Consider the following 23,718-nt stretch of genomic DNA (forward strand, 5'->3'; position numbering starts at 1 on the left):
GCTCACTCGGCTGCCAGGGGTTCTTCGGGATTGCCGCCCTTCGGCGGCTGCGCGGTCGGGGCCTCGGCGCGGGTTTCGGCACGCGCAAGACAGTCCCGCAACCGTGCCGCCAGAACGCGGACATTGGGTTCCAGAACCATGCTGTCGTGATCGCCGGGCACTTCGGTGACTTCGACCCGACCGGCCCAGTCGCCCCAGCCGTTGTCTTCGAATACCACGTCGCGCTTGGAATTCACCCAACGCCCACCAGTGATCTTCCGGTGCCGCTCGAGCGGGGGGCGGAACAGGTGTATCACCCCGTTCCAGGGCTTCAGGTCATAGGCTTCGCTGGCGGCGACAAAGGCATCGCCGACCCGCCGGTCGTTGAACCTCGCCTCGGAGGGCGCGCCGGCAGCGCGGGCCAGCGCGCGTTGCTGCATCCGCCAGTCGATTTTGTCCCGCGCCCAGTCCAGCAGGAACCGCGGCCCCTTGCTATGGAAATCCTGCATCCGGATCATCAGCTTGTCGCGCAGGGTAAGCCCCGGCCGCACTGGCAGAAGCGTGTCCAGCATGACCACCGTGGCGACCTCTTCGCCGGCATCTGTCAGTTGCCGCGCCATCTCGTATGCGGTGATCCCGCCGCCCGAGAAACCGCCAAGGACATAGGGGCCCTGCGGCTGGATCCGGCGGATTTCGTCGATATAGTCCGCGGCCGCCTCGGCGATGGTCGCGTGCGGGGCCTCGTCGCCGATCAGCCCGCGCGCCTGCAGCCCGTAGACCGGGCGTTCCTCGCCCAGAAGCAGCGCCAGGTGGCGCAGGTTCAGCACGTTGCCATACATGCCGGCGACGATGAAAAACGGCGTTTTCCGGGCCTCGCTTCCGGTATGAAGCCTGACCGCGTGACGGAAGACCTGCTCCCCTGCTCCGTCGGCGTCGGTCGCGGGGGCGTCACCAGTCGCAGGCTCGGCGCCGCCCCCGGTCGCGGCGGCGATCCGTTCGGCCAGCGCCGCAACGGTCGGTGCCTCGAACAACATTGAAATCGGGAAATCGGCGCCAAAGTCGCGCTTGATCTGGGCAAACAGCCGAACCGCGATCAGGGAATGCCCGCCAAGGTCGAAGAAACTGTCGTCGATGCCCACACGCGACACGCCCAGAAGGGTTTCGAACTGCGCCGCCAGCGCGCGTTCCAGTTCGGTTCGCGGGGCAGCATAGTCGGTCTCCAGATCGGGGCGGTCAAAGCTTTGCGGCGGCCCGCTTTCGGGTTCGGCGGGAATGTCGGCCTGCGCGATCAGATCGGGCAGCGGCAGCGACGACACCACGACCCGCGGCAGGCCGGTCGCCAGCGCCCGGCGCAGGGCCTGCGGGCCTTCGTCGGGGCGGATGCCCTGCCGGATCTGGTGGTGCAGGCGCTTTTCGGCCGGCGAAAGCGGTGCCGGCTCGGGCGCGACCAGCCCCAGCGCGGCGGCATCGGCGTCGGGCTGCGCGGGCGGGGCGAAATCCAGCCCTGCTGCGAGCCGCTGCATCCGAAAGTCGCGGATCTCGACCAGTATGCGGCCATCGCCATCGGTCAGGGTCACATGGAAGGTCGCAGTGCCGTCCTCCCGCCCCTCGGCCAGCCGCACCCAGCTGCTGATCTCTGCCGGCAGGGGCGCGTGAACCCGGACCGATCCATAGGAGACCGGCACCCACAGATGCGACGGCTCATAAGAGGGCGCCAATTCGATGGCCCAGCCGGTCGCCAGATCCAGAAGCCCCGGATGCAGGCGGTAGCCGTCTCCCGGATCCTGTAGCGCCTCTTGCGGCAGGTGCAGGCGGGCCAGTCCCTCTCCCTGCCCCAGCGCGGCCGCGCGGAGGACGTGCCAGCGCGGACCGAAATGCAGATGCGCCTCTTGCGGTGAGCGCAGGTGCCCCCCCGGCGCGGCGCGACGCGCGTCGCCGCAGCGTTCGGCGACCGCACCCAGGTCGATCGGGTCGGGGTGTGCGGCATCCTCGCGCGTGACGATGCGGGCCTGCGCGTGCAGGGCATAGCCCCCGCCCGGCAGCTGCCCGTGCACGGTCAGGTCATACCCGCCGTCGCGCGGCTCCAGCCGGACCACCACCTCGCGCGGGGTTCGGTCGTCCACGTTCAGCGGGCGGAAGAAATAGAGGTCGCGGATCTCGAACGGGCTGGTTTCGCCGTGTTCCACCAGCGCCTCGGCCGCCAGTTCTACGAACCCGGTGCCCGGCATCAGCGCCACGCCATCGGCGGTCCGGTGCTGGTCCAGCACCCAAAGGTCGGTCGAAAGCCGCGACACGAACAGCCGGCAACCGGCCAGGTCGAACCCGGTTTCGTCCAGCATCGGCGCCGAGGCCGGCTCGGGCGGGGCGGACTGGGCGCGGGCGCGCCCGGCCATCGCCTCGGCCGCCATGCCGGTTTCGGCCCAGACGCCCCAGTTCACCGTCACCACGCGGGTCCACCCGCCCCGCCGCGCCTGCGCCCAGGCATCCAGAAAGGCATTCGCGGCGATGTAGTCCACCTGCCCCGCCGGGCGCGTCGCCGTCGAAGAGGACGAGAACAGCACCATCATGTCCAGCGCGCCGTCGGGGAACAGCTGATCCAGCACCCGAAGCCCGGCGACCTTGGGCGCCAGCACCCGCGCGATCGAGTCGTCGGTCTTGGCCAGAAGCGGCGCGTCCTCGATATGGCCGGCGGCGTGGATCACGCCGGTGATCTTGCCCAACCGCTGTTCGGCCTGCGCCACGGCGGCGCGCATGGCCTCGATGTTCGTGACGTCCGCAGCCAGCGCCATGACCGACCCCTCGGCCAGCGAGTCCAGTTCCCGCATTGCGCGGATCATGCGCGAGACGCGGTCGGCGGGGGCGTGCATCCGCAGATGCCGCGCCCAGTCCTCTCGCGGCGGCAGCGCGCGGCGCGACACCAGCGCAATCTTTCCGCCCCGGCGGATCAGGTCGGCCGCCACGGTCAGCCCGATCCCCCCGAACCCGCCGGTGATGAGCCATGTGCCCCCCTCCGCCGGCGCATCCGCCGCGTCCAGCTTCACCGGCCGATACTCCTGCGCAAACCGGCGGCCATCGCGCCAAAGCGCGACGGTGTTGCCGGGCTCGGCCACAAGCTCTTCGAGCAGCGGCCGGACCAGGGGCGCAATGGCCGCGCCGTCCGCCCGGCGCCTTCGGGCCAGAAACCCGCCCCTGGCCCGCATCGGCAGATGCAGATCCAGCCAAGCGCAGGTCACGCCCGGCAATTCGCGCGGCATGACCCCCAGCGGGCCCGCGATCATCGCCTTTTCGGGATAGCGCAGCGCCTCGTCCCCGCGCGCAGCCGCGCCGGTGGTCGCGGCGACGACATGGACCGGCCCCGGCAGATCCACCCCGCCCAGCGCCTGACCCAGCGCGGTCAGGCTGTGGAACCCGTGTTCGATATGCGACTGTTCCAGACTGCTGCCGGGGCGGAAGGTCTCGCGGTCGGTCACCAGCCAGAGATGCGCGATCCGGTCGGGCAGGCGCCCCTGCGCCGCCAGATCCGCCAGCAGCGCGTCATACCCCTCCCGCCCCTGTTCTGGGGCGAGCGTATAGCGCCCCTCGGCCAGCCGCGCGAAGATATCGCCCGAGCGCACCCGCGCCACGAAGTGTCCGGCCTGTTCCAGCCGCGTGGCCACCGCCGCGCCCAGCCCGGTTTCGTCTTCGAACAGCAGCCAGTTCAGCGGCTGATCGCCCAGTTCGCTGTCCACGTCCAGCGCGCAATCCGCGTGCCGCGGCCGCCAGACGGGCCGCCAGCCCCAGCCGTCGATATTGTCATCGCGCACCGGCGCGGGCGCCTCGGCCCGATCTGCGGCCTTGCCCGGTTCGATGAAATAGCGGCGCGTCTGAAAGGCATAGGTTGGCAAGGGCACGCGGTTGCGCCTCGCCTCGCCCCAGATCTGGGTCCAGTCGGCCTCGACCCCGCAGGCCCAGAGCCGCCCGATCACGCCCAGGAAATACGCATCGTCCGGCATCTCCTGATCCGGGTGACGCAGGGAACTCAGCACCTGCCCGGCCTTGACGCCCGGGTTCATCTGCGCCAGCGAACTCAGCGCCTTGCCGGGGCCGACCTCGAGAAACACGCGGCCGGGTTCGGCGGCCAGATGGTCGATGCAGTCGGCGAACAGCACGGTGTTGCGCAGTTGGTCCGCCCAGTAATCGGGGCTGGTCGCCTGTTCGGGCGCAAGCGGCCGGCCGGTGCGGTTGGAGATGACCGGAAGCTTCGGCGGGCGCAACTCCAGCCCGCGCAGAAAGGCGCGGAAGTCGTCAAGGATCGGGTCCAGCATCCGCGAATGCGCGGCGATATCGATCTGGATGCGCTGGTGATCCACCCCGCGCGCCTCAAGATCCGCCGCCAGCCGGTCCAGCGCGGCCTGGGGCCCGGACACGGCGGTCAGGTCCGGCGCATTGACGCTGGCGATGTCCAGATGGTCGCCAATCAGCGCGCGCAGTTCGTCCACCGGCAACGAGACGCTCAGCATCCCCCCCGCCGGCACCGTGTCAAAGAGCCGCCCGCGCAGCAGCACAAGGTCGATGCAGTCCTCGAAGGACAGCACCCCGGCCAGACAGGCGGCGGTGTTCTCGCCCATCGAATGGCCCACCATCGCCGCCGGCCGCACCCCCCAGCTGATCCAGAGCTGCGCCAGCGCGTATTCCACGATCATGATGAGCGGCAGCTGCACCGAGGGTTGCCGCAGCCGCGCCTCCGCCTCGGTCCTTGCGCCGTCTTCGGGCAGCCAGATCGCGCGGATGTCATAGTCCAGCCGTTTCTGAAGATGTTCGAGCCCGCGATCCATCCACTCGGCAAAGACCGGCTCGGTCTCATAGAGATCGCGCGCCATCCCGGCATATTGCGCCCCCCCGCCGGGGAACATGAACACGACTTCGGGCGCATCGCCCAGCACGTCATGGGTGAAGACCCGCAGCGGATCGCCGGTTTCCAGCAGCTCGGCGGCCTCTTCGGTTGTCTCGGCCACCAGCACGCGGCGTTTCTCGAACCCGCGCCGGCCCTCTTCAAGGGTAAAGGCCACGTCCGCCAGCGGCAGGCCGGGATGAGCGCGCAGATGCGCCGCCAGCGCCTGCGAATTGGCCTCCAGCGCCGCCTTGCCACGCCCCGAGATGCACAGGATCTGAAACGGGAAATCCGACTCTTCGGAGGGCGGCCGCGCGGGAGCCTCTTCCAGCACCACATGCGCGTTGGTTCCCCCCACGCCCAGCGAGTTCACCCCGGCCCGGCGCGGCCCCTTGTGCGGCACCCAGTCCGTCAACCGGTCGGCCACAAGGAACGGGCTGTGGTCGAAATCGATCGCCGGGTTCGGCGCCTCGTAGCCCAGACTGGGCGGGATCTGCCGGTGATGCAGCGCCAGCGCGGTCTTGATGAGACTCGCCACACCGGCGGCGGTGTCGAGATGCCCGATATTCGTCTTGACCGATCCGATCCGGCAAAACCCCGTCTCCTCCGTCGTTTCGCGAAAGGCCTGGGTCAGGGCGGAGACCTCGATCGGGTCGCCCAGATAGGTGCCCGTGCCGTGGCATTCGACGTAATCCACCGTATCGGCCGGCACGTCCGCCGCGCGCAGGGCGGCGGCCACGGCCTCGGCTTGGCCATCGACCGACGGCGCCAGATAGCCCGCCTTGGCCGCGCCGTCATTGTTGATCGCGCTGCCCTTGATGACCGCCCAGACGTGGTCGCCATCGGCGATGGCATCCTTCAGCCGTTTCAGCGCCACCACCCCCGCGCCGGAGCCGAACACCGTGCCCTGCGCGCGGTGGTCGAAGGCGTAGCAATGCCCGTCCGGGCTGAGGATTTCGTTTTCCTTGTAGAGATAGCCCCGCCCCTGCGGCAGCTCGATCGTGGCGCCGCCCGCCAGCGCCATGTCGCAATCGCCGTCGCGCAGCGCCTTGCAGGCGTAATGCACCGCCACCAGCGAGGTGGAGCACGCCGTCTGGACGTTCACCGAGGGGCCGTGCAGGTCAAAGACATGGCTGGCCCGCGTGGACAGGAAGTCCTTGTCGTTGCCGGTATGGCGCAGCAGGAACATGCCCACTTCGTCCACCAGGCCCGGGTTGGAGCAGATGTTGAAATAGAAATAGCTGCCCATCCCGCAGCCGGCATAGACGCCGACACGCCCCGCCGCCCCGGGCGAGTGGCCGGCGTTTTCCATCGCCTCCCAGGCAACCTCGAGGAACTTGCGGTGCTGCGGGTCCAGGATCGCGGCTTCCTTGGGGCTGAAACCGAAGAACTCGGCATCGAAATCGGCATAGCCCTGCAGGGGGGCGGCGGCCGGAACATAGTTGGGATCGGCCATGCGCTCGGGGTTCTCGCCCGCGGCCAGAAGCTCCTCTTCGTCCAGCCGGCGGATCGATTCCACGCCGCCACGCAGATTTTCCCAGAATTCCGTCAGCGTGGATGCGCCCGGCACGCGAACCGCCATGCCGACGATGGCGATATCCGTCTCCGAAATTCCCGAACTTGCTACCATACCCCAACCCAATGCTTCGGGCCATTACCGCGCGGGGCCCGACAGGATCTTGATACCGCCCGACCCGGCCTGCCAACAAATCCAATCTCGCCCCCTACAACCGGCCGCCCGGGCAAGATCCTGAAAAACGGGGCGATTTTCCGTCAGCTTAGCCGTCGGACTGTGTCCTGTCATGTGGCAATGTGCCCGATAGCCCCGGATCGTTTCCAATTCCGTCAAAGGATGGGGCGTTCGGTCTTGGGCTTGCGTCCGATCACCGGCGTTCGGCCCGTTCGGAGGCCGCGCCGCTTATTTCTTCGCGCGGCGCGCGCGCGTTCGCAGCTGCCAAGCACCGCCCCAGCCAGCATCCAGGTGAACGGCACCAAGGTTGCGTTCAGCAGCATGTCGATCATGTTGACGGTCAGGATGAGGACCGCTGGCGCGATCCAGTGCAAGGCCACCCTTTGTCCGGCCACGCGCCCGGCCCGCGCGGCCAGAAGGACCGGCAGCGCCAGAAGACCCATTTCGGCAATATAGCCGACCCAGCCGAATGTGCCGAACACGATGATCCATCGCCCGTCGGGAATGGTGAGAAGCCGACCGGTTTCGGGGTCGTAAACCAGGTTCCGGCCAAAGGTGCCCCAGCCGAACAGCGGCTTTTCCCAGGCCCGATCAAGCAGCAAGTTTTCGTTGTTCAACCGGAACCCCAGAGAGCTCGCCCTGGTCGGGTCGATGGCCCGCGCCTTTTCCAGTATCATGTCCACCGGAACCAGCCCGGCGTTGCGAAGCACTGGATAGCAGGTCGCGACGACAGCCAGCAGGAGCGCGACGCGGATCTGGGTTCTGGACCCGGAGAACAACAGAAACGGGGTAAAGGCCAGCGCATAGAGCTGTGATGCGAGGCTCTTGCTCAGCACCAGAACCCCCGCCAGATAGAGCGTTGCCGCCAGCCATCGGACGCGCTCCACGCCGTCGGTTCGGCGCAACATCGTGGCGCTGGCCAGCAGTGCGGCGACGAAAAACATCGCCAGCCACAGCGCATGCGGCAGGAACACGATCGGCCGAAAGCCGTCCCCCCGCATCATCTGGTCGAAACGGTGCTGGAAAAAGCCATAGACCCATGTGTGCAGCTGCGGGCTCATGCGGACTTCGAACAGCGCGGGCAGGGAATAGACCAGCCCCCCCACGGCCAGCCCCAGAAGCAGTTCGCGCAGACCGGTTTCCGACGCCAGATGTTGCCGCGCGATCAGGAACGGCAGCAGGAACAGAAACTGGTTGACGACGACGGACAACAGGTCGTGGCCGGACAACGCCGGCAGGACGGTATCGTCGAAGACGAGCGTTTCGCCATTGGTCAGAACGGTTGGAATTACGCCGAACACAAACAATGCCATCAACACCCGACCGGTTGGCGAGACGGGCCAGAGCGAAACCCTTCGGCCCATCCAGAACAGGCAGATGAGAAAGACAGCGAGCGCCGGGATGACGTCCTTGTCCAGCGGCGGAACGAGCGGCGCGTCGAACGCCGTTCTCTCGGGCAGCAGCAGATAGCCGCCGAGTATGCTCCAGACGATGGCGCGTTCGAATGGAAGGCGCAGGAACAGAAACAGGCAGACCACCGGCCAGCCCAGCAAGGCAAGATAGGCGATTGTGTTCGGCATCCGTCCCGTTCGTCCTGCCGCCCTGCGCCGCTCGGTCTTCGGCGACCTGGCATCCTTCGTTGGATCCAGTCTAGCAGGGGCGCTCAGACATGTCGCGCGGCGCTCGGCCCTACAGTGCCACGCGCGGCGCGACCATGGCACGGATACAACGCCGGCACCGGCGTTGCGCCGGGCGGCTGGCGGGTGAACCGATGGCGGCCTATCAGGGAGCGGATCGGGAAGAAACCAGCAGGGCCCACCCATGAAGTTCCAGTTCGGCGATCAGACCATCACGGTCAACATGCCCGATTTCGCGACGCTGGACCGCGAGATCCGGCACCGGCTTCGGACCGGGCGCGGCTTTGCCCTGGCGACGGTCAACCTGGACCATCTGGTCAAGATGGCGGACATGCCGGGTTTTGCCCGGACCTATGCCGCGCAGGATCTTGTGGTGGCGGACGGCCGGCCGATCGTCTGGCTGTCGCGGCTGGCCGGATCACCGGTAGAACTGCTGCCCGGCTCGGACCTGGTGGTGCCGCTCTGCCGGATTGCCGCCGAAGAGGGCGCGCGCGTCGCACTTGTCGGGAGCACGGCTGTTGCGCTGGACGATGCGGCAAGGGTGCTTGTGACTGAAGTGCCGGATCTTCGGATCGTCTTGCGCATCTCGCCTTCGGTGCCGTTCGACCCCGACGGCCCCGAGGCGGATGCAATATTCGCGCAATTGTCCGAGGCGGATGTGCGGCTTTGCCTGCTCGCGCTGGGCGCGCCGAAACAGGAGACATTCGCGCTGCGCGGTCGGCAGGCGGCGCCGCGCGTGGGGTTTGCGTCGATCGGCGCGGGGCTGGATTTTCTGGGGGGGCATCAGTTTCGCGCGCCGCTGTGGATGCGCCGGATCGGGCTGGAATGGCTGTGGCGGGCACTGACCAGCCCGCGGCGGCTGGCACCGCGCTATGCGCGCGCCTTCACCATTCTACCTTCGCAGATCGTCAAGGCCCTGCGTCAGCGAGGGTGACGAAAGGTTGCGGTCCTGGGTGGCGGTTTCGGACCGCTTGCGCGGTCCGACCGATGCGGGGGGCGCTGCCCCCCGCGCCCCCCGGAGTATTTCGCGCAAGATGAAGAAGCCGGATGTCGTCCGCACCGGCGCGGGTTTTCCGGGGCGGGAGCGGTCATTTGTATTCCAAGATGCCGCGGCGGTGCCCGATCAGTCTGCGGATGTGGTATTCCAGCGCGCCCTGCGCCTCGGGGAACCTGCCCAGCACAGTGAAAAATGCCGCCTCCCATGCTTCGCGCCCACCGCCATCGCGCAGGGCGAGGCGGACAACCTGGGCCGGGTAAGCAAGCAGCAGCAACAGCGCCCAGGGACTGATGAAAAGCGCAAGGCCAAGCGTGAGCAGCGGCAGGGCGGCTCCCCAGGACAGCGCCCGGAGGGTTTCGCGCCGCCAGAACCGGTCCGGGCCACGCCCGTGCAGCTGCGCGCCCTCGGCAAATGCGTAGCCTGCCCGACGGCTGCGTCGCCACCACTGGCCGAACCGGTGCATGTCCGCGTCATGGCACGTCATCTCGGCATCGAGCCGCCAGATCGTCCAGCCGGCCCGGCGCAGGCGCTGGCACAGCTCCGGTTCCTCGCCGGCAATCAGCGCGGGGTCGAAACCGCCAACCAGTTCCAGTGCCCGCAGCCGCATCAGCGCGTCCCCGCCGCAGGCCAGCGCCTCGCCCGGCGGCGTGTTCCATTCGCGGTCGCAGAGGCGGTTGTAGACCGACGCCTCGGGATGTCGTTCGCGCCGGCGCCCGCAGGCAACCGCGACGTCGGGGCGGGCCTCGAGAAAGGCCCCGGCCGTGGCAATCCAGTCCGGATCCACCGTGCAGTCGCCATCGATCAATTGCACATAGGCCGCGCCGCTGCCGTAGATGCGTGCAAGCCCGGCATTGCGGGCCCGCGCCGCGGTGAAGGGGCGGGAAAGGTCCAACTCCACCACCTCGGCCCCGGCAGCGCGGGCGGCCTGAACGCTGCCGTCGGTCGAACCGGAATCGACATAGATCACCCTGCGGACGCAGCCGCGCAACGAGGCAAGGCAGGCCACCAGCCGGTCGCCTTCATTGCGGCCGATCACCACCGCGTCGATCGCAGCTGTCCCATCGCCCATGCCTGCCTCCCTCGGGCGCAAGCGTAGTGACCGAGCGGCCCTCCATCAAGCGCGACCGCAGCTTGGGTCGTCAATCATGGGCGGTCCCATGGACAGCGCGGCATCACCCGCTAAGATCCGGTCCAGCCGGACAAGGGAGCGTTCGCATGCAAGGTTTGTCCCATCTCTGCTTTTGACGCTGGCGATCGGCCTGCCCGCCGCGCTGGAAAGCTGCTCTTCCAACCACGACGGCGTGGCGCTGGGGGTCACCGCGCGCGAGCGCGTCGCCCTGACCGCGACCGCCAGCAAGATCGTCGTCGCAGCGCCCGTCCGCGAAGGCCGGCCAGTGAAGGAGGGCGATATTCTGGTCCAGCTCGACGACCGGATCGAGCGCGCGGATCTCGCGCTTGCCACTGCTCAACTGGCCAGCGCGCAGGCCAGCCTTGCCAAGTTGCGCGCCGGCGCCCGCAAGTAAGAACTCGCCATCGCCGAGGCGCAGGTCGCCAAGGCCCGCGCCGCGTTGCAGGACGCGCAGGCCACCTATGAACGCGACCTGGCGCTGATGCAAAGCAACGCGCGCTCGCAGGCCGCCGTGGACAGCGCGCGAGCCCGGCGGGACGCGGCGCAGGCGGAACTGGACGCGGCCGAACAGTATCTGGAGGAGTTGCGAAACGGCGCCCGCCCCGAAGAGATCGACATGGCCGAGGCGGCGGTCGCCTCGGCCCTGGCGCGGTCAATGTCGCCCGGCATCGGCTTGAAGAGCTGACCATCCGCGCCTCGCGCGATTGGGTTCTGGACAGCCTGCCGTGGAATCTGGGCGAAAGGGTCACGATGGGCAGCCCGGTGGCGGTGCTGCTGACCGGGGAGATCCCCTTTGCCCGCGTCTATGTCCCCGAACCCGCGCGCGCGAATGTCCGGGTGGGCGACAGCCTGACCGTGCATGTGGACGGGATCGAGACGCCGTTTCAGGGCACCGTTCGCTGGATCAGCTCGGACCCGGCGTTTTCGCCCTACTACGCGCTCAACCAGGAGGACCGCAGCCGGCTGATGTATCGGGCCGAGATCGATTTGCCGGAGGCAGCGGCGGACCTGCCCGTCGGGATCCCGGTGCAGGTGGACATGCCGTGACGGAGCCGGTCGTCGTTGCCCGTGGCATTACCCGCCGCTTCGGCCCCAAGACGGCGGTCGATACCGTGGACCTGCGGATCGAGCGCGGCCAGATCTACGGGTTTCTGGGGCCGAACGGGTCGGGCAAGACCACGCTGATGCGGATGCTTACGGGCATCCTGCGTCCCTCGGAGGGCGAGGCCCTGGTGCTGGGCGTGCGTCTGCCGGGCAATGCCGAACCGCTCAAGCAACAGATCGGTTACATGACCCAGACCTTTTCGCATTACCGCGACATGACGGTGCTGGAGAACCTGCGATTCTGCGCGGATATCTACGGGCTGACGGCCCGCGAACGGCGCGCGCGGCTGGACGAGCTGCTGCAGATCCACGACCTGACCGAACAGGCGCACCAGATGGCCGGCAGCCTGAGCGGCGGGCAGCGGCAGCGGCTGGCGCTGGCGGCGGCGGTGTTGCACAGGCCCCGGCTGCTGTTCCTGGACGAACCGACCTCGGCCGTGGATCCCGAAAGCCGCCGCGCCTTCTGGGAACAGCTCTTTGATCTCGTGGACGACGGCGCCAGCATCATCGTGTCCACCCATTTCATGGACGAGGCCGAACGTTGCCACCGGATCGCGATCCTCGATCACGGGCGCAAGCGCGCGGACGGACCGCCGCCGCGGTTGATGCGGGATCTCGACGCCAACGTGGTCGAGGTCGAGGGCGGCAACCTTCGACTGTTCAAAAGGGATCTGGACGGCAGGCCCGGCATCATGTCCACGGCCCAGATCGGTGAACGCCTGCGCGTGCTGGTGGAAAAGTCGATCGGCGACCCGGCCGCGCATGTGCGCAAGGCCGGAAAGCTGGCCCTGAACGTCCGCTGCGAGGTGGTGCGGCCCAATCTTGAGGACGTATTCGTGTCCGCCACCCGTCGCGCAGTGCGGGAGGGCGCGGCATGACCTCTCTGCGCCGCATCTGGGCGATCCTGCGCAAGGAACTGGTTCAGCTGCGCCGCGACCGCACGACGGCGGCGCTGATTCTGATGATTCCACAGATCCAGCTGATCCTGTTCGGCTATGCCATCAACACCAATGTCCGGCACATCCCCGTCGCCGTGGTGGATCAGAGCCGGACCGGCCTGAGCCGTGCCCTGATCCAGATGGTCGAGGCGACGCAGGTCGTGGACGTGACCCTGCGTCTGCCGACCGTGCAAGAGGCCCGGCGCGCGGTACGGGCGTCAAGGGTGCGGGCAGTGCTGATCCTGCCGCCCGATCTGGACGCGCGGGTGGCGCGCAGTCCTGCTGCGAACATGGGCCAGCCCGACTCGACCGAGTTCGCAAGCGCCCGCCCCGTGGGCCAGTGGATCGTGGATGCCTCGGACACGATGGTCGCCGGCGCGATCAAGGGGTTGCGCCTGATGCCTCTGGCCGAACTCTTCCGCCAGCCGCCCAACCGGCAGGTGCCGACCTGCGAGGTGGCGTTGTTCTCCAACCCCGAACAGCGCACCGAAGTCAACGTGGTGCCCGGCCTGGTCGGCATCATCCTGACCATGACCATGATCATGTTCACCTCCGCCGCGATCGTGCGCGAACGCGAACGCGGCAACATGGAGATGCTGATCAACACCCCCGTCAGGCCGATCGAACTGATGCTGGGCAAGATCGTGCCCTACATGGGGATCGGGTTGGTGCAGATGGCCATCATCCTGTCCCTGGGCCACGTTCTGTTCAACGTCCCCGTCGCCGGCAGCCTGTGGGTGCTGCTGGCGATCACGCTGCTGTTCATCCTGGCCAGCCTGTCGCTGGGGCTGGTGTTCTCGACCTTCGCCAAAAGCCAGCTTCAGGCGATGCAGCTGACCGTGTTCGTGCTACTGCCGTCGATCCTGCTGTCGGGGTTCATGTTTCCCTATGACGGGATGCCGAAACCGGCGCAGTGGATCGCCAATGTTCTGCCGGCGACGCATTTGATGACCATGATCCGGGGCGTGGTGCTGCGGGATGCATGGATCGAGGATCTGGCCGGCGGCATGATCTGGATGGGGGGCTTTGCGGCGCTGGGGCTGCTGGTCGCGACGTTGCGGTTCCGCAAACGGCTGGACTGAGCCTCAGCCGATCGCCGCCTTGAACAGCGCGGCAAGTTTCGCCGCCTCGGTATCCGCATCATGCCGCGCCAGAACCCGGTCGCGCCCCGCCTGCCCCATCGCGGCCAGTGCCGCGCGCGGGGCCTCGGCGGCCTCGGCCACCGCATCGGCCAGCGCCGCCGCATCCCCTGCCGGCACCAGCCAGCCCGTGCGCCCCGGCTGCACCAGTTCCGGAATGCCCGCGACATAGGTCGAGATCACAGGGCGCGCGGCTGCCATCGCCTCCATGATCACCATCGGCAGGCCTTCGGCGAAACTGGGCAGGACCAGCACATGCGCGGCGTTCAGTTCGGCCAGAACGCCCCGTTCCGGCAGCCAGCCGGTCAGCGTGACCGCGTCCTTCAGCCCCTGCGCGGCGATCTCTGCCTCGATCATCGGGCGCATCTCGCCATCCCCGACAAGCGTGAGGTGCGCCTCGGGATGCGTCGCGCGCAGCCGCGCCATCGCTTCGACCAGCAGCATCTGGCCCTTCTGTTCGTGGAACCGGCCGATCGACACCAGCCGCAGCGGACCCTCGGGCAGCGGCGCCGGATCGGAAAATGCGCCGGGTTCGATGGCGCAATGCACGACATGCAGCCGCGGCCACGTCTCGAAGGCGGCCCATCGACGCAGCTGCGACCGGCCGAACTGGCTGACGCCGACGGCAAAGGCGGCACGGTCGAGCTTTTCGCCCAGCGACAGTGCCGCGGGTGCGTCAAACTCTTCCGGCCCATGCACGGTGAAACTGTAGGATAGCCCGCCCAGCACGTTCGCCAGCATCGCCACCGTGGCCGAGTTGGTGCCGAAATGGGCGTGCATGTGCCGCACGCCCTGTTGCGCGCAGCGGCGGGCGACATGGGCGGCCTCGGCCAGATAGACCAGATGACGCAGCACCCCGCGCGGCGACGCCCGCCCGCAGCGCAGGGCCAACCGCAGCGCGGCGAGAAACCGCCCCGGCGCCGCGGTCGCCGCGCGCAACAGATCCAGCGCCAGCCCCGATGCGCCACGGTCGAGCACATATTCGGTGCGCGCCGCCTCTGCCCGGTCCTGCGGGTCGGGTGGATCGCCCGGCGGGCGGCGCATCGCCAGCCGCAGCACCTCGACCCCGCGCCGCTCCAGCGCCGCGATCTCACGTCGAATGAAGCTGTGCGATGGCAGCGGGTAAGTATTCAGGACATAAGCGACTTTCACGAACGGCCCCTGCGAAATCCCGGTATGCCGCCACCCTAGCCGCCACCGCCCCCGTTGCAAAGCGCGCCGCGCAAAGGCCACAGGCCCGACCCGATGGCCGCCCCGGCCGGGGCGCCCGATTGACCCGGCCCGCCGCGCTTTCTAGCGTGGGCCCAGCCACACGCACAGATCGGACAGACCGCCGCCGATGAACAGACTCACCAAAGCCTTCCGCGGAGACGGGCTGACCGCGCGCGTGCTGCGCAGCGCTTCGTGGCTGATGGTCGGTTATGGCGGCGGTCAGGCGCTGCGGCTGGCATCGAACCTGATCCTGACCCGGATCCTGTTCCCCGAGGCCTTTGGCCTGATGGCTCTGGTCAACGTGGTGGTCGTCGGGTTGCAGATGTTTTCCGATGTGGGGCTGCGCGCGGCAATCACCCAGAACCCGCGCGGCGACGACCCGGATTTTCTGGACACCGCATGGACCATCGCCATCGCGCGCGGCGTGATCCTGTTCCTGGCGACCATCGCCCTGGCCTGGCCCGTGTCCCGATTCTACGGCGAACCCGATCTGGCGCTCTATCTGCCGATTGCCGGGTTCGCCTCGGTGATTGCCGGTTTCGCCCCGACCAAGATCGAAACTGCCAACCGGCATCTCAGGATCGGCCGCCTGACGGTGCTGGAGCTTGTCAGTCAGGCGATCGGACTGTGCTGTGTGGTCGCAACCGCCTATGTCACCCGCTCGGTCGTTGCCCTGGCGCTGGGCGGCACGTTCTACGGGGTCGCGCATCTGGTGCTGACCAACCTCTTGCTGCCCGGCCGTTCGAACCGCCTGCGATGGGAGCCCGGCATCGCGCGGGAGCTGCTGCAATTCGGCAAGTGGATCTTTCTCAGCACGGCGTTCTGGTTCATCACCAGCCAGAGCGATCGTGCAATCCTGGGCAAGTTCCTGACGATGAAAACCCTGGGACTCTACAATATCGGCTATTTCCTGGCCAGCTTTCCCTATATGCTGGCCCTGTCGCTCAACCACAAGCTGATGATGCCGGTCTATCGCGACAAGCCGGCAGCGGCATCGCGGCACAATTTCCGGCGGCAAAGACAGCTGCGCAGCGCCATGACCGCCGGGTTCCTCGCGGCGTTGGGGCTCATGGCCATGGCCGGGCCATGGCTCATCGACGTGCTTTATGACGACCGCTATCGCGCGTCGGGCGCGATCCTGGTTCTGGTGGCCTGCGCGCTGATGCCCGCAGTGATCGTCATGACCTACGATGCCGCGGCGCTGACCGCAGGCGACAGCCGCAGCTTTGCGATCTATTCCGCCACGCGCGCGTTTGCGCAGGTTGCGCTGCTGGTTCTGGGCGTCACGCATTTCGGCCTGAACGGCGCCATCGCGGCAATCGGACTGGCCCAGATCGCCGCCTACCCGGTGCTGGTCTGGCTTGCCGTCAAACACCGGGTCTGGGACTGGCTGCATGACGTGGGCTTTGCCCTGGTGGCCGCGGCGCTGATCGCCACCGCCCTGCGGCTGCACTGGGACCGGGTCGCCGAGACGGTGCAGGCGCTGTCCTGACCCCGAACCCGTGCATCAGACCAGCGATCCGTCCTTGCGCGAGAACGGCCGGAACCGGCGGCGTGGCTTCATCACCGGAACCGAAACCACCGGACGGAAGCCCAGTTCGCGCTCCATCTGCGCGGCCGAACGCAGAACGGGCCGCCGCAGATCCAGCAGGAAGGCAAGCGCCAATGCAAACGCCAGGCTGGCCCCGGCGCCGAGAATGGCAATCTTCTTGCGGCCGCTCGACACCGGTTTTTCAGGCACAACGGCCGGCTCGAGTACCAGCATCTGCTCGGACAGCCGCTCCGCTTCGAGGCGATAGCCGATCTCGGCCTCGGACCGGCGTTGCGCGACGGCGTCAAGCTGCTCCTGCAGGTTGCGCAGGCGGCGGTCGAACTCGGCCAGTTGCCGTTCGATCTCGGGCGCCGTAGCGATCGACTGCTCCAGTTCCGTCTTGCGGTCCAACAGCAGTTTGCTTTGCGCCTCCAGCGTGGCGATCTGTTCGGCATAATCCGCCTTCAGCCGCCTGGCCGTGGCCTGGCGCCGGGTCTCGTCCACCTGCGCGGCCGCGCGCTCGATTTGGATCCGTTCGCGCCCGATCTCCAGAAGCGCCTCGTTCAGCGCCGAGATCTCGGCCCGGCGGGCCTCGACGCTGCCGGGCAGGGCCAGTTCGTTCGCCTCGCGGAAGTCGGCGATCTCCTGCTGGAGCGCCGAAACCTCGGCGGTCAGGGATTTTTCCTGTTCGACCAGAAAGTCCAGCGTCGTGCGTGCCCGTGCCATGCGGCTGTCGCGGCTGAGTTGCATGATGCGCTGCGCGAATTCATGGGCGACCGCCTGAGCCTGTTCCGGCGACGGTAGCTCGGCCGTGACGGACACCACCGACACCGACCCGTCGTCCTGATATCCCTGCCGGGCACCGGCGATGGTCCTGAGCTTCACCGCCTTGCGCAACAGCGCGACCTTCTCGATATCCGAGACATCGGGAAGATCGGCAAACAGGCCGTATCTGGTGATGACATCCAGAACATTGTCGCGCGCCATCAGGCGTTGTTCGATCAGCTGCAATCTGCGCGCCACCGAATCGTCGGCGGGAGTGCCCGCGAGTTCACCCGGAACGTTCGGCTGGTCCACCTGGATGAGTTCCACCGCCTGGTACTGGTGCTGAACCGACAGCGCCGCGAACAACGACACCGCGCAGCCCGCAAAGGTGACCAAGGCGATCAGCGCGGCCCGGCGGCGGATCAGGTCGAAAAAGTCATCGACAGAAGCGATCGGTCCCATTTGCAATGTCCTTGTCCGGCGAAGCCCGTCCGCCCGTTCCCGTTTGCCGTCATTCGCTGCGGCGGGCGCGGTTCAGAACCACGCCCAGCAGTGCCGCCTGTCCATCGATCAGCCGTTCGCAGGACGCGATGTCTTCGGCCGTTGTCTGCGTGGCGTCCGCCACCAGCAGCACGCCATCGACCTGAGGCATGAAGGCCGTGGCGTCATCATGTTCCAGCATCGGCGGTAGATCGATCACCGTCACGTCGGGACGCAACGCCGCGACGGCGCGGTCCACCGAGGCCACGCTGCGCCGGTCGTGCAACCGTTCGGCCGCGTCCCGGTCGGGGCCGGACGCCAACGCCAGGGCAAGCGTGTCGCCCATGCGCAGGAACTGATCCCGGACCGTCAGCTCGCCCGCCAGGAACTTGGGCATGTCCCCTGTTGGCGCAACGCCCAGAATTGACGCAATGCCCGGTGCCCTGAGATTGAGATCGATCAGAAGGGTCCGGCTGCGCGGGATGCGCGCGAGGCTGAGCGCCAGGTTGACCGCCGTGAAGGTCGCCCCGTTGCCGCTGCGGGGCGCCGTCACCGCCATGCGCCGCCAGCCGTTTTCGCGCAGCACCTGCAAAAGGCGGGTTCGCAGCAGATCGAAAGACCGGGCGGCCGGATCGTCGCGATGCAGGTTGACCAGAGGCCTGCGCGACCAGAACCGCCGCCGTCCTGCCGCCGGCGTTTGCTGCAGACCGGTCCAATCGTCGTCGATCGTGGCGGGCAGATTGCGCAGTGCCGGCACAGAGGCAGACCCGTCGCGCACTCGCCCCGCCGCCACGCCGCGGCGAAAGTGCTTGAACTGCGGACCTTTCATGTCCGATCCATCATCGACCGCCCCGCCATGTGACGCGCCCTTGCCGCCGGCATGGGGCTCATCCGCGATCCCGAAATCCCTCATGCCGGTTCTCCACATTCCACCGTTTCAAGGTGCCCCCGCAGGTTGCGCCGCGCAACCGCAAAGCGTCGCAGGGTTCCCTGTGTCAACATTGCCTCACTCCCTTTCAACATCCCGTCGCCCGGACCACGGCTCCGACCGTGCGCATCAGATAGCGGATATCCTCGGCGAAGGACGCCGTCCTCAGATAAGCCGCATCCATCCTGGCCCGGTGGGCGAAATCGCTGTCGTTGCGGACCCCCACCTGCCAGGGGCCGGTGATGCCCGGCAGCTGGGCCAGATAGGCCGAGGCATCGCCGTAATGGCGGAGCTGGTCGGGCATCATGGGGCGCGGACCGACAATGCTCATGTCGCCCTTGAGCACGTTCCAGAACTGCGGCAGTTCATCAATGGACGTCTTGCGCAGGAACGCGCCCACCCGCGTCACCCTGGGATCATTTTTCAACTTTTGCGTCGTCTCCCACTCGCGGCTCATTTCGGAATCATTGTCCAGATAGAACTGCAGTTTCCTTTCGGCATCCGGGACCATCGTCCGCAGCTTCCACATCCGGAAGATGCGGCCGCCCTTGCCTAGACGCTCCTGGATGAAGAACGGATTTCCCCCTTCGAGCAGCAGGGCCATGATTGCCAGGCACAGAACCGGTACCACCACCGGAGCAACGGCCACCGCGACCGCAAGGTCGAACAACCGCTTGCCGAGGCTCTGGTGCCAATTGCAGGGCCTTGCCGGCGTCTTGCCTCTTGATACGACGGGAAGATTTCGGTTCGCCGGCACCGGCAGAACAAGCCCCCGCTTGCATTGAATGGTGCCGACAGGCTCGATCCGTTCCAAGGCATGATCTGTCGCCGCGCCCCCGACGGCGTCGGAAATGAAAACCTTCATCACAATGCACCCCCGGCCCGAACGGACCGGCCCCCAACTCGGCGCCCGCGCGCCATGCAAAATTCAACCCCATGTTCCGGTGCCGGCAGCCCCCGGAAAAGCGAAGCGGAAAACCAGGCCACCCCCCGGTCTGGCCCGATTTTTCCGCCGGCCAATTCCCGGCAAGACATCGCCGCAAAAAGGCCACAATCAAGATTATCACAGGTTCATGTAAAATTAAGGATTTGCAGCGCCCCAGCCCGCCAATGCTTGGTTGTTGACCAAAATTTGAAACATGAACAGGCAAAAGCCTAAACAATGCCTGCAAATTTGCTTCATTGTTTCAAATTAATTAACAATTATCGAGTTGATTCGCGCTTTCGGAATGAATTGGGCCAATCGGATTCGGAAAAGCGATTTTCGTGGCAAGAATGTGGCAGGAACGGTGTTCCGATCCTGACCAGACGGTTGGCCGCGGCGGGCGGCCCTGTCTTCCCGTGCACGCATCCCAAGAGCGGCCCGGTCGATCTCGATCCCTTGTCTTCAGCCTGCGGCGTGCCCCAAGTCGCGGTCCGCCGCCAAGTCGCGCTCGGCCGCCAACGCCTGCACCGCCGTATCGAAAAGCCCCGTCAACGGCGACGTCACCTTTGCCTGCGCCGAAAAATACCGGCCGACCCGCAACAGTTGACGCTGACAGTCGGGATGCAGCCCGGCATCGTCCAGCTGCCGCACCCGGTCGAGGGTCAGCCATCCTCTCTGACACGCTTCATCGCGGATCAGGCGCAGGCGCTGCAACACATGGAAGGTAACGTAGATCGACAGATACTCCAGGTAATCCGCGATATCGCGCCCGCTGCCATGATCGTAGGCGTCAATCACCACATCGACCATATCGCCCGGCGCAACGGGCCAGGTTTCGTCGCCGATCAGCCAGGCCAGGTCTTCGGCGCCATGGCGCGCGCCGGAATACTCGAAATCGAACCAGCGCACCCGACCATCGTCGCCCAGCGCGGCGTTGCCCGAGCGCGAATCCCATTTGACGAAGTGACGCGCCCGCCGGGCCAAAGCCTCGCAAGCCGCCGCGCGGTCAAAGCTGCGCGGTGCCGGGCCGGCCCAGTCCCGCAGCACGTCCACGCCATCGACCAGATGCCGGATCCAGTCCCGCCCTGCGCCGAGGCGCGGAAGCGTCCAGACCAACCCCGCCCCCCGCGCCGCCCGTTGCAAACGGAACAGCGCCCCCACCGCCCCGGCTGCAAGATCCACCGCTCCCGGACCGTCGCCCAGCGCAACCTGCTGGTTCAGTCGCCGGTCGCCCACGTCGGACTGGAACAGCACGTCGGTATGCATGCCCAGAAATCCCGGCAGGTCGTCGCTGCGCCCGTCCAGCCGTTGCAGGATACGCGCCTCGTGTCGGGTCCGGCGCGGCTCTGGCCGCATCGTGCCTATCACGGTGACGTCGTCGAAATGCAGACGCAGGCTGGACCGTCCCCGTCCGCCGGGTGCCGTCACGCCACGGACCGGCCGGCCGAAATGCGCCTCGGCCGCCGCCAGGATCCGGGCCTGATGCAGATCGTGCACGACCTCTGTCACGAATGCCTTTCCTCCGTCTGTCCGCAGTCGCGATTCCCGGCAGTTCTACCGCGCAATCCTGGCCATTTCAGGACGGCCGCGCCATCACTTGCGCCGGATCCCCAGCGGCGCACCGATCTGGGGCGCCGGGGGCAGGCCGGCGTGATCCGCCTTCATCCGCGCGAACCGCCGCTGCGCCCAGTCCGGATAGGGGGCCGAACGCCGCGTGCCGAGATCGACATTGACCACCATCACCTCTTGGGTGGCGCACAGCTCACCGCTTGCATCGTCCACCATCTCCGCAAAGAAATGCAGGCGCTTGGCGTCGTGATCCAGCAGGCGGAACCGGACCGAAAATCTTTGCCCCTCCAGCATCTCGGCAAGAAAGTGCATGTGCGACTGCACCACATAAGGGCCCTGCCCCGCGGCCTCGACATGCTCGACGCCGACGCCCAGATGCTCGCTCAGCAACACGTCCAGCGCATTGTCGAAGGCGATACCGTAATAGCCCACGTTCATGTGGCCGTTGTAGTCGATCCACTCCGGCTGAACGACGCGGTCGGGCACCACCACGGGCGCCGGATAGGGGCCGTCATGGCCGGTGAGCGGCTGGTCGGTCATGGAGTCCTCATACATTGCCTGTGCCGCCACTTTGGCGGGAAAGCACAGCCGCGCCAAGACCGGCGGTTGAAATTTCCCCGGCCCGGGCAGATGCTGGGCGCGGGACGGGAGGGCCGAGCCATGAAGAGCGACTACCTGAAACACGACGCGACCGCGCTGGCGGAACTGGTCGCCAGGGGCGATGCCACGCCGGACGAGTTGCTGGACGTCGCGCTTGCGCTGGTGGAGGAACGCAACCCGGCCCTGAACGCGGTGGTGATGCTGCAGGAGGGCACCGCCCGCGCCGCGATCCGCGCGCGCCTGCCGGCGGGGCCGTTCCGGGGCGTGCCCTTCCTGCTCAAGGATCTGGGCGCCGAGGCGGTGGACTTTCCCACCAACAACGGCTCGCGCCTGATGGCGGGGATGCGGTGGAGCTACGATTCCGAGATCTTCCTGCGGATGCGGGCGGCGGGGCTCAACTCCTTTGGCCGGACCTGTTCGCCCGAACTGGGCATCGGCCCGGTGACCGAGGCGCAGGTCTATGGCGGTCCCACCCGCAACCCCTGGAAAACCGGCCACACGTCGGGCGGGTCGTCGGGGGGCGCGGGGGCGGCGGTGGCGGCGGGGATCGTGCCGGCGGCGCATGGCTCGGACGGGGGCGGATCGGTGCGCATCCCGGCCTCGTCCTGCGGGCTGGTGGGGTTCAAGCCGACCCGCGCGCGCCTGCCCGACGGCCCGGCAGTGGGCGAGGGCTGGGCCGGCATGGCGATCGACGGTTTCCTGACCCGCAGCCTGCGCGACACCGCCGCCCTGCTCGACGCGACCCGGGGCCCCGATCTGGGCGCCCCCTACTGGCCGCCGCCGATGCAATGCAGCTTTGCGCAGGCGATGCGGGCCGAACCGGGGCGGCTGCGGGTGCGCTTTGCCACCACCACGCTGTCGGGCGACGCGCTGCACCCCGAATGCGTGGCCGCCGTCGAACGGACCGCCCGCCTGCTGGAGGATCTGGGTCACGAGGTCGAACCCTTCGCCATCCCCGAAGGGCTGGATGTCGAGGACATGATGCAGGCCTGGACCCGGATCGTGGCCTGCGGCACCGCGCTGAGCGTGCGTAGTGCGCTGAAGGGGCGCCCGCTGGATCCGGCGATGGTCGAAGGAGTCACACGCGGAGCGATCGCGCTGGCTGACACACTCTCGGGAGCGGATTACCTTGAGGCCGTGAACCGCATCCACGCCTTCGGCCGGCGCATGGCGCGGGTGTTTCTGAACTGCGACGTTCTGGTGACGCCCACGCTGGCCACGCCGCCGGCGCGGGTTGGGCAACTCAAACCCGACAACGAGGATTTCGTGGCCTACCGCAACGGGCCGGGCGGGGTGTTCGAATACTCGCCCTTCACCGCGATTTTCAACGCCAGCGGCCAGCCGGCGGTGTCCCTGCCGCTGCACTGGAGCGCCGACGACCTGCCGGTGGGCGTGCATCTGGCGATGGCCTTCGGACAGGACGAACGGCTGATGTCGCTGGCCGCGCAGATCGAACGCGCCGCGTCCTGGGCCGACAAGCAGCAGGAGATCATCGACCAAGGCCCGCGGGAGGGCTGAGATGGGCAACGCCTTCACCACGCGCGATCTGCGCAAGGTCTATGGCGAAGGCCCGGCGGCCGTCCACGCGCTGCGCGGGGTGGATCTGGAGATCCCCGAAGGCGAAATCGTCGTTCTGCTGGGACCGTCGGGCAGCGGCAAGTCCACGCTGCTCAACATCCTTGGCGGGCTGGACCGTGCGACCGACGGCCAGGTATTCTTCCGCGACAGCGAACTTTCCGCCATGTCGGATGCGGAACTGACCCGCTACCGGCGCGATCACGTGGGCTTTGTCTTTCAGTTCTACAACCTGATGCCCAGCCTGACCGCGCAGGAGAACGTGGAACTGGTGACAGAGATCGCCCGCAATCCGCTGTCCCCCGAAGAGGCGCTGGCCCTGGTGGGGCTGGAGGCGCGCGCGGATCATTTTCCCGCGCAATTGTCGGGCGGCGAACAGCAGCGCGTCGCCATCGCCCGCGCCGTGGCCAAACAGCCCGACGTGCTGTTCTGCGACGAACCGACCGGGGCGCTTGACAGCGTGACGGGGCGCGCGGTTCTGCATGTGCTGCGCGACGTGAACCGAAAACTGGGCGCGACGGTGATGATCGTCACCCATGCCGCCGCGCAGGCCGCGATCGCGCATCGGGTGATCCGGTTCGCCGATGGCGCAGTGCAAAGCGTGACGGTCAACGAAACCCCGGCCAGCCCGGAAGAGATCGAATGGTAGG

General features: G+C 67.6%; 18 protein-coding genes. 9 read left to right on the forward strand and 9 right to left on the reverse strand.

Annotated elements, in window-relative coordinates; translation table 11 throughout:
* Positions 1–2: 2 nt before the first annotated feature.
* Entirely contained in the window at positions 3–6,479 is a 6,477-nt protein-coding gene (locus C4S70_RS04400) for a type I polyketide synthase (protein WP_104006881.1), read from the reverse strand.
* Between the two features lie 215 nt (positions 6,480–6,694).
* Positions 6,695–8,119: a hypothetical protein gene (locus C4S70_RS04405; protein WP_104006882.1), complete on the reverse strand. Its 1,425-nt coding sequence runs from the start codon at positions 8,117–8,119 to the stop codon at positions 6,695–6,697.
* Between the two features lie 241 nt (positions 8,120–8,360).
* Here C4S70_RS04405 and C4S70_RS04410 point away from each other — a divergent pair, with 241 nt between their 5' ends.
* Positions 8,361–9,110, forward strand: a complete 750-nt coding sequence (locus C4S70_RS04410) for a WecB/TagA/CpsF family glycosyltransferase (RefSeq protein WP_104006883.1) — start codon at positions 8,361–8,363, stop codon at positions 9,108–9,110.
* A 154-nt stretch (positions 9,111–9,264) separates the two neighbouring features.
* Here C4S70_RS04410 and C4S70_RS04415 read toward each other — a convergent pair whose 3' ends face one another.
* Positions 9,265–10,242, reverse strand: coding sequence for a glycosyltransferase family 2 protein (locus C4S70_RS04415; protein WP_104006884.1), 978 nt, complete (start codon positions 10,240–10,242; stop codon positions 9,265–9,267).
* A gap of 172 nt (positions 10,243–10,414) precedes the next feature.
* Here C4S70_RS04415 and C4S70_RS19005 point away from each other — a divergent pair, with 172 nt between their 5' ends.
* Genes C4S70_RS19005 through C4S70_RS04430 form a run of 5 tightly spaced genes read left to right on the forward strand, consistent with a single transcriptional unit; the run spans position 10,415 to position 13,426 of the window.
* Positions 10,415–10,696: an efflux RND transporter periplasmic adaptor subunit gene (locus C4S70_RS19005; protein WP_235003703.1), complete on the forward strand. Its 282-nt coding sequence runs from the start codon at positions 10,415–10,417 to the stop codon at positions 10,694–10,696.
* Between the two features lie 45 nt (positions 10,697–10,741).
* Entirely contained in the window at positions 10,742–10,987 is a 246-nt protein-coding gene (locus tag C4S70_RS19010; protein ID WP_235003705.1) for a hypothetical protein, read from the forward strand.
* 47 nt (positions 10,988–11,034) lie between these two features.
* A complete protein-coding gene (locus tag C4S70_RS19015) occupies positions 11,035–11,349 on the forward strand; it encodes an HlyD family efflux transporter periplasmic adaptor subunit (RefSeq protein ID WP_235003711.1) in 315 nt (104 codons plus the stop codon).
* A complete protein-coding gene (locus C4S70_RS04425; RefSeq protein WP_104006885.1) occupies positions 11,346–12,284 on the forward strand; it encodes an ABC transporter ATP-binding protein in 939 nt (312 codons plus the stop codon). The genes C4S70_RS19015 and C4S70_RS04425 overlap by 4 nt, the downstream gene beginning before the upstream one ends.
* Positions 12,281–13,426 (forward strand): ABC transporter permease, encoded by a 1,146-nt coding sequence (locus tag C4S70_RS04430; protein ID WP_104006886.1) that lies wholly within the window; start codon positions 12,281–12,283, stop codon positions 13,424–13,426. The genes C4S70_RS04425 and C4S70_RS04430 overlap by 4 nt, the downstream gene beginning before the upstream one ends.
* Positions 13,427–13,429: 3 nt before the next feature.
* On the opposite strand, the gene C4S70_RS04435 is transcribed toward C4S70_RS04430, so the two are convergent.
* Positions 13,430–14,635 (reverse strand): glycosyltransferase, encoded by a 1,206-nt coding sequence (locus C4S70_RS04435; protein ID WP_104006887.1) that lies wholly within the window; start codon positions 14,633–14,635, stop codon positions 13,430–13,432.
* Between the two features lie 187 nt (positions 14,636–14,822).
* Here C4S70_RS04435 and C4S70_RS04440 point away from each other — a divergent pair, with 187 nt between their 5' ends.
* Complete coding sequence (locus C4S70_RS04440) at positions 14,823–16,187, forward strand: oligosaccharide flippase family protein (protein WP_104006888.1); 1,365 nt, start codon at positions 14,823–14,825, stop codon at positions 16,185–16,187.
* Positions 16,188–16,202: 15 nt separating this feature from the next.
* Here C4S70_RS04440 and C4S70_RS04445 read toward each other — a convergent pair whose 3' ends face one another.
* The 5 genes from C4S70_RS04445 to C4S70_RS04465 all read right to left on the reverse strand — a co-directional run bounded on the left by C4S70_RS04445 (position 16,203) and on the right by C4S70_RS04465 (position 21,433).
* Entirely contained in the window at positions 16,203–17,453 is a 1,251-nt protein-coding gene (locus C4S70_RS04445; RefSeq protein ID WP_104006889.1) for a GumC domain-containing protein, read from the reverse strand.
* A 49-nt stretch (positions 17,454–17,502) separates the two neighbouring features.
* A complete protein-coding gene (locus C4S70_RS04450) occupies positions 17,503–18,384 on the reverse strand; it encodes a CpsD/CapB family tyrosine-protein kinase (protein WP_104006890.1) in 882 nt (293 codons plus the stop codon).
* Between the two features lie 103 nt (positions 18,385–18,487).
* Positions 18,488–19,264 carry a sugar transferase gene (locus C4S70_RS04455; protein WP_104006891.1) on the reverse strand — a complete coding sequence of 259 codons (777 nt, stop codon included), beginning with the start codon at positions 19,262–19,264 and terminating at the stop codon, positions 18,488–18,490.
* A 522-nt stretch (positions 19,265–19,786) separates the two neighbouring features.
* Positions 19,787–20,833, reverse strand: a complete 1,047-nt coding sequence (locus C4S70_RS04460) for a hypothetical protein (protein WP_235003706.1) — start codon at positions 20,831–20,833, stop codon at positions 19,787–19,789.
* 84 nt (positions 20,834–20,917) lie between these two features.
* Positions 20,918–21,433: a thioesterase family protein gene (locus C4S70_RS04465; protein WP_104006990.1), complete on the reverse strand. Its 516-nt coding sequence runs from the start codon at positions 21,431–21,433 to the stop codon at positions 20,918–20,920.
* Between the two features lie 120 nt (positions 21,434–21,553).
* Here C4S70_RS04465 and C4S70_RS04470 point away from each other — a divergent pair, with 120 nt between their 5' ends.
* Together C4S70_RS04470 and C4S70_RS04475 are read left to right on the forward strand one after the other, a co-directional pair.
* Positions 21,554–23,011 (forward strand): amidase, encoded by a 1,458-nt coding sequence (locus tag C4S70_RS04470; RefSeq protein WP_104006991.1) that lies wholly within the window; start codon positions 21,554–21,556, stop codon positions 23,009–23,011.
* 1 nt (position 23,012) lies between these two features.
* A complete protein-coding gene (locus C4S70_RS04475) occupies positions 23,013–23,717 on the forward strand; it encodes an ABC transporter ATP-binding protein (RefSeq protein WP_104006892.1) in 705 nt (234 codons plus the stop codon).
* Position 23,718 lies beyond the last annotated feature (1 nt).

The sequence above is a fragment of the Jhaorihella thermophila genome, assembly GCF_900108275.1.
GTDB lineage: Bacteria > Pseudomonadota > Alphaproteobacteria > Rhodobacterales > Rhodobacteraceae > Jhaorihella > Jhaorihella thermophila.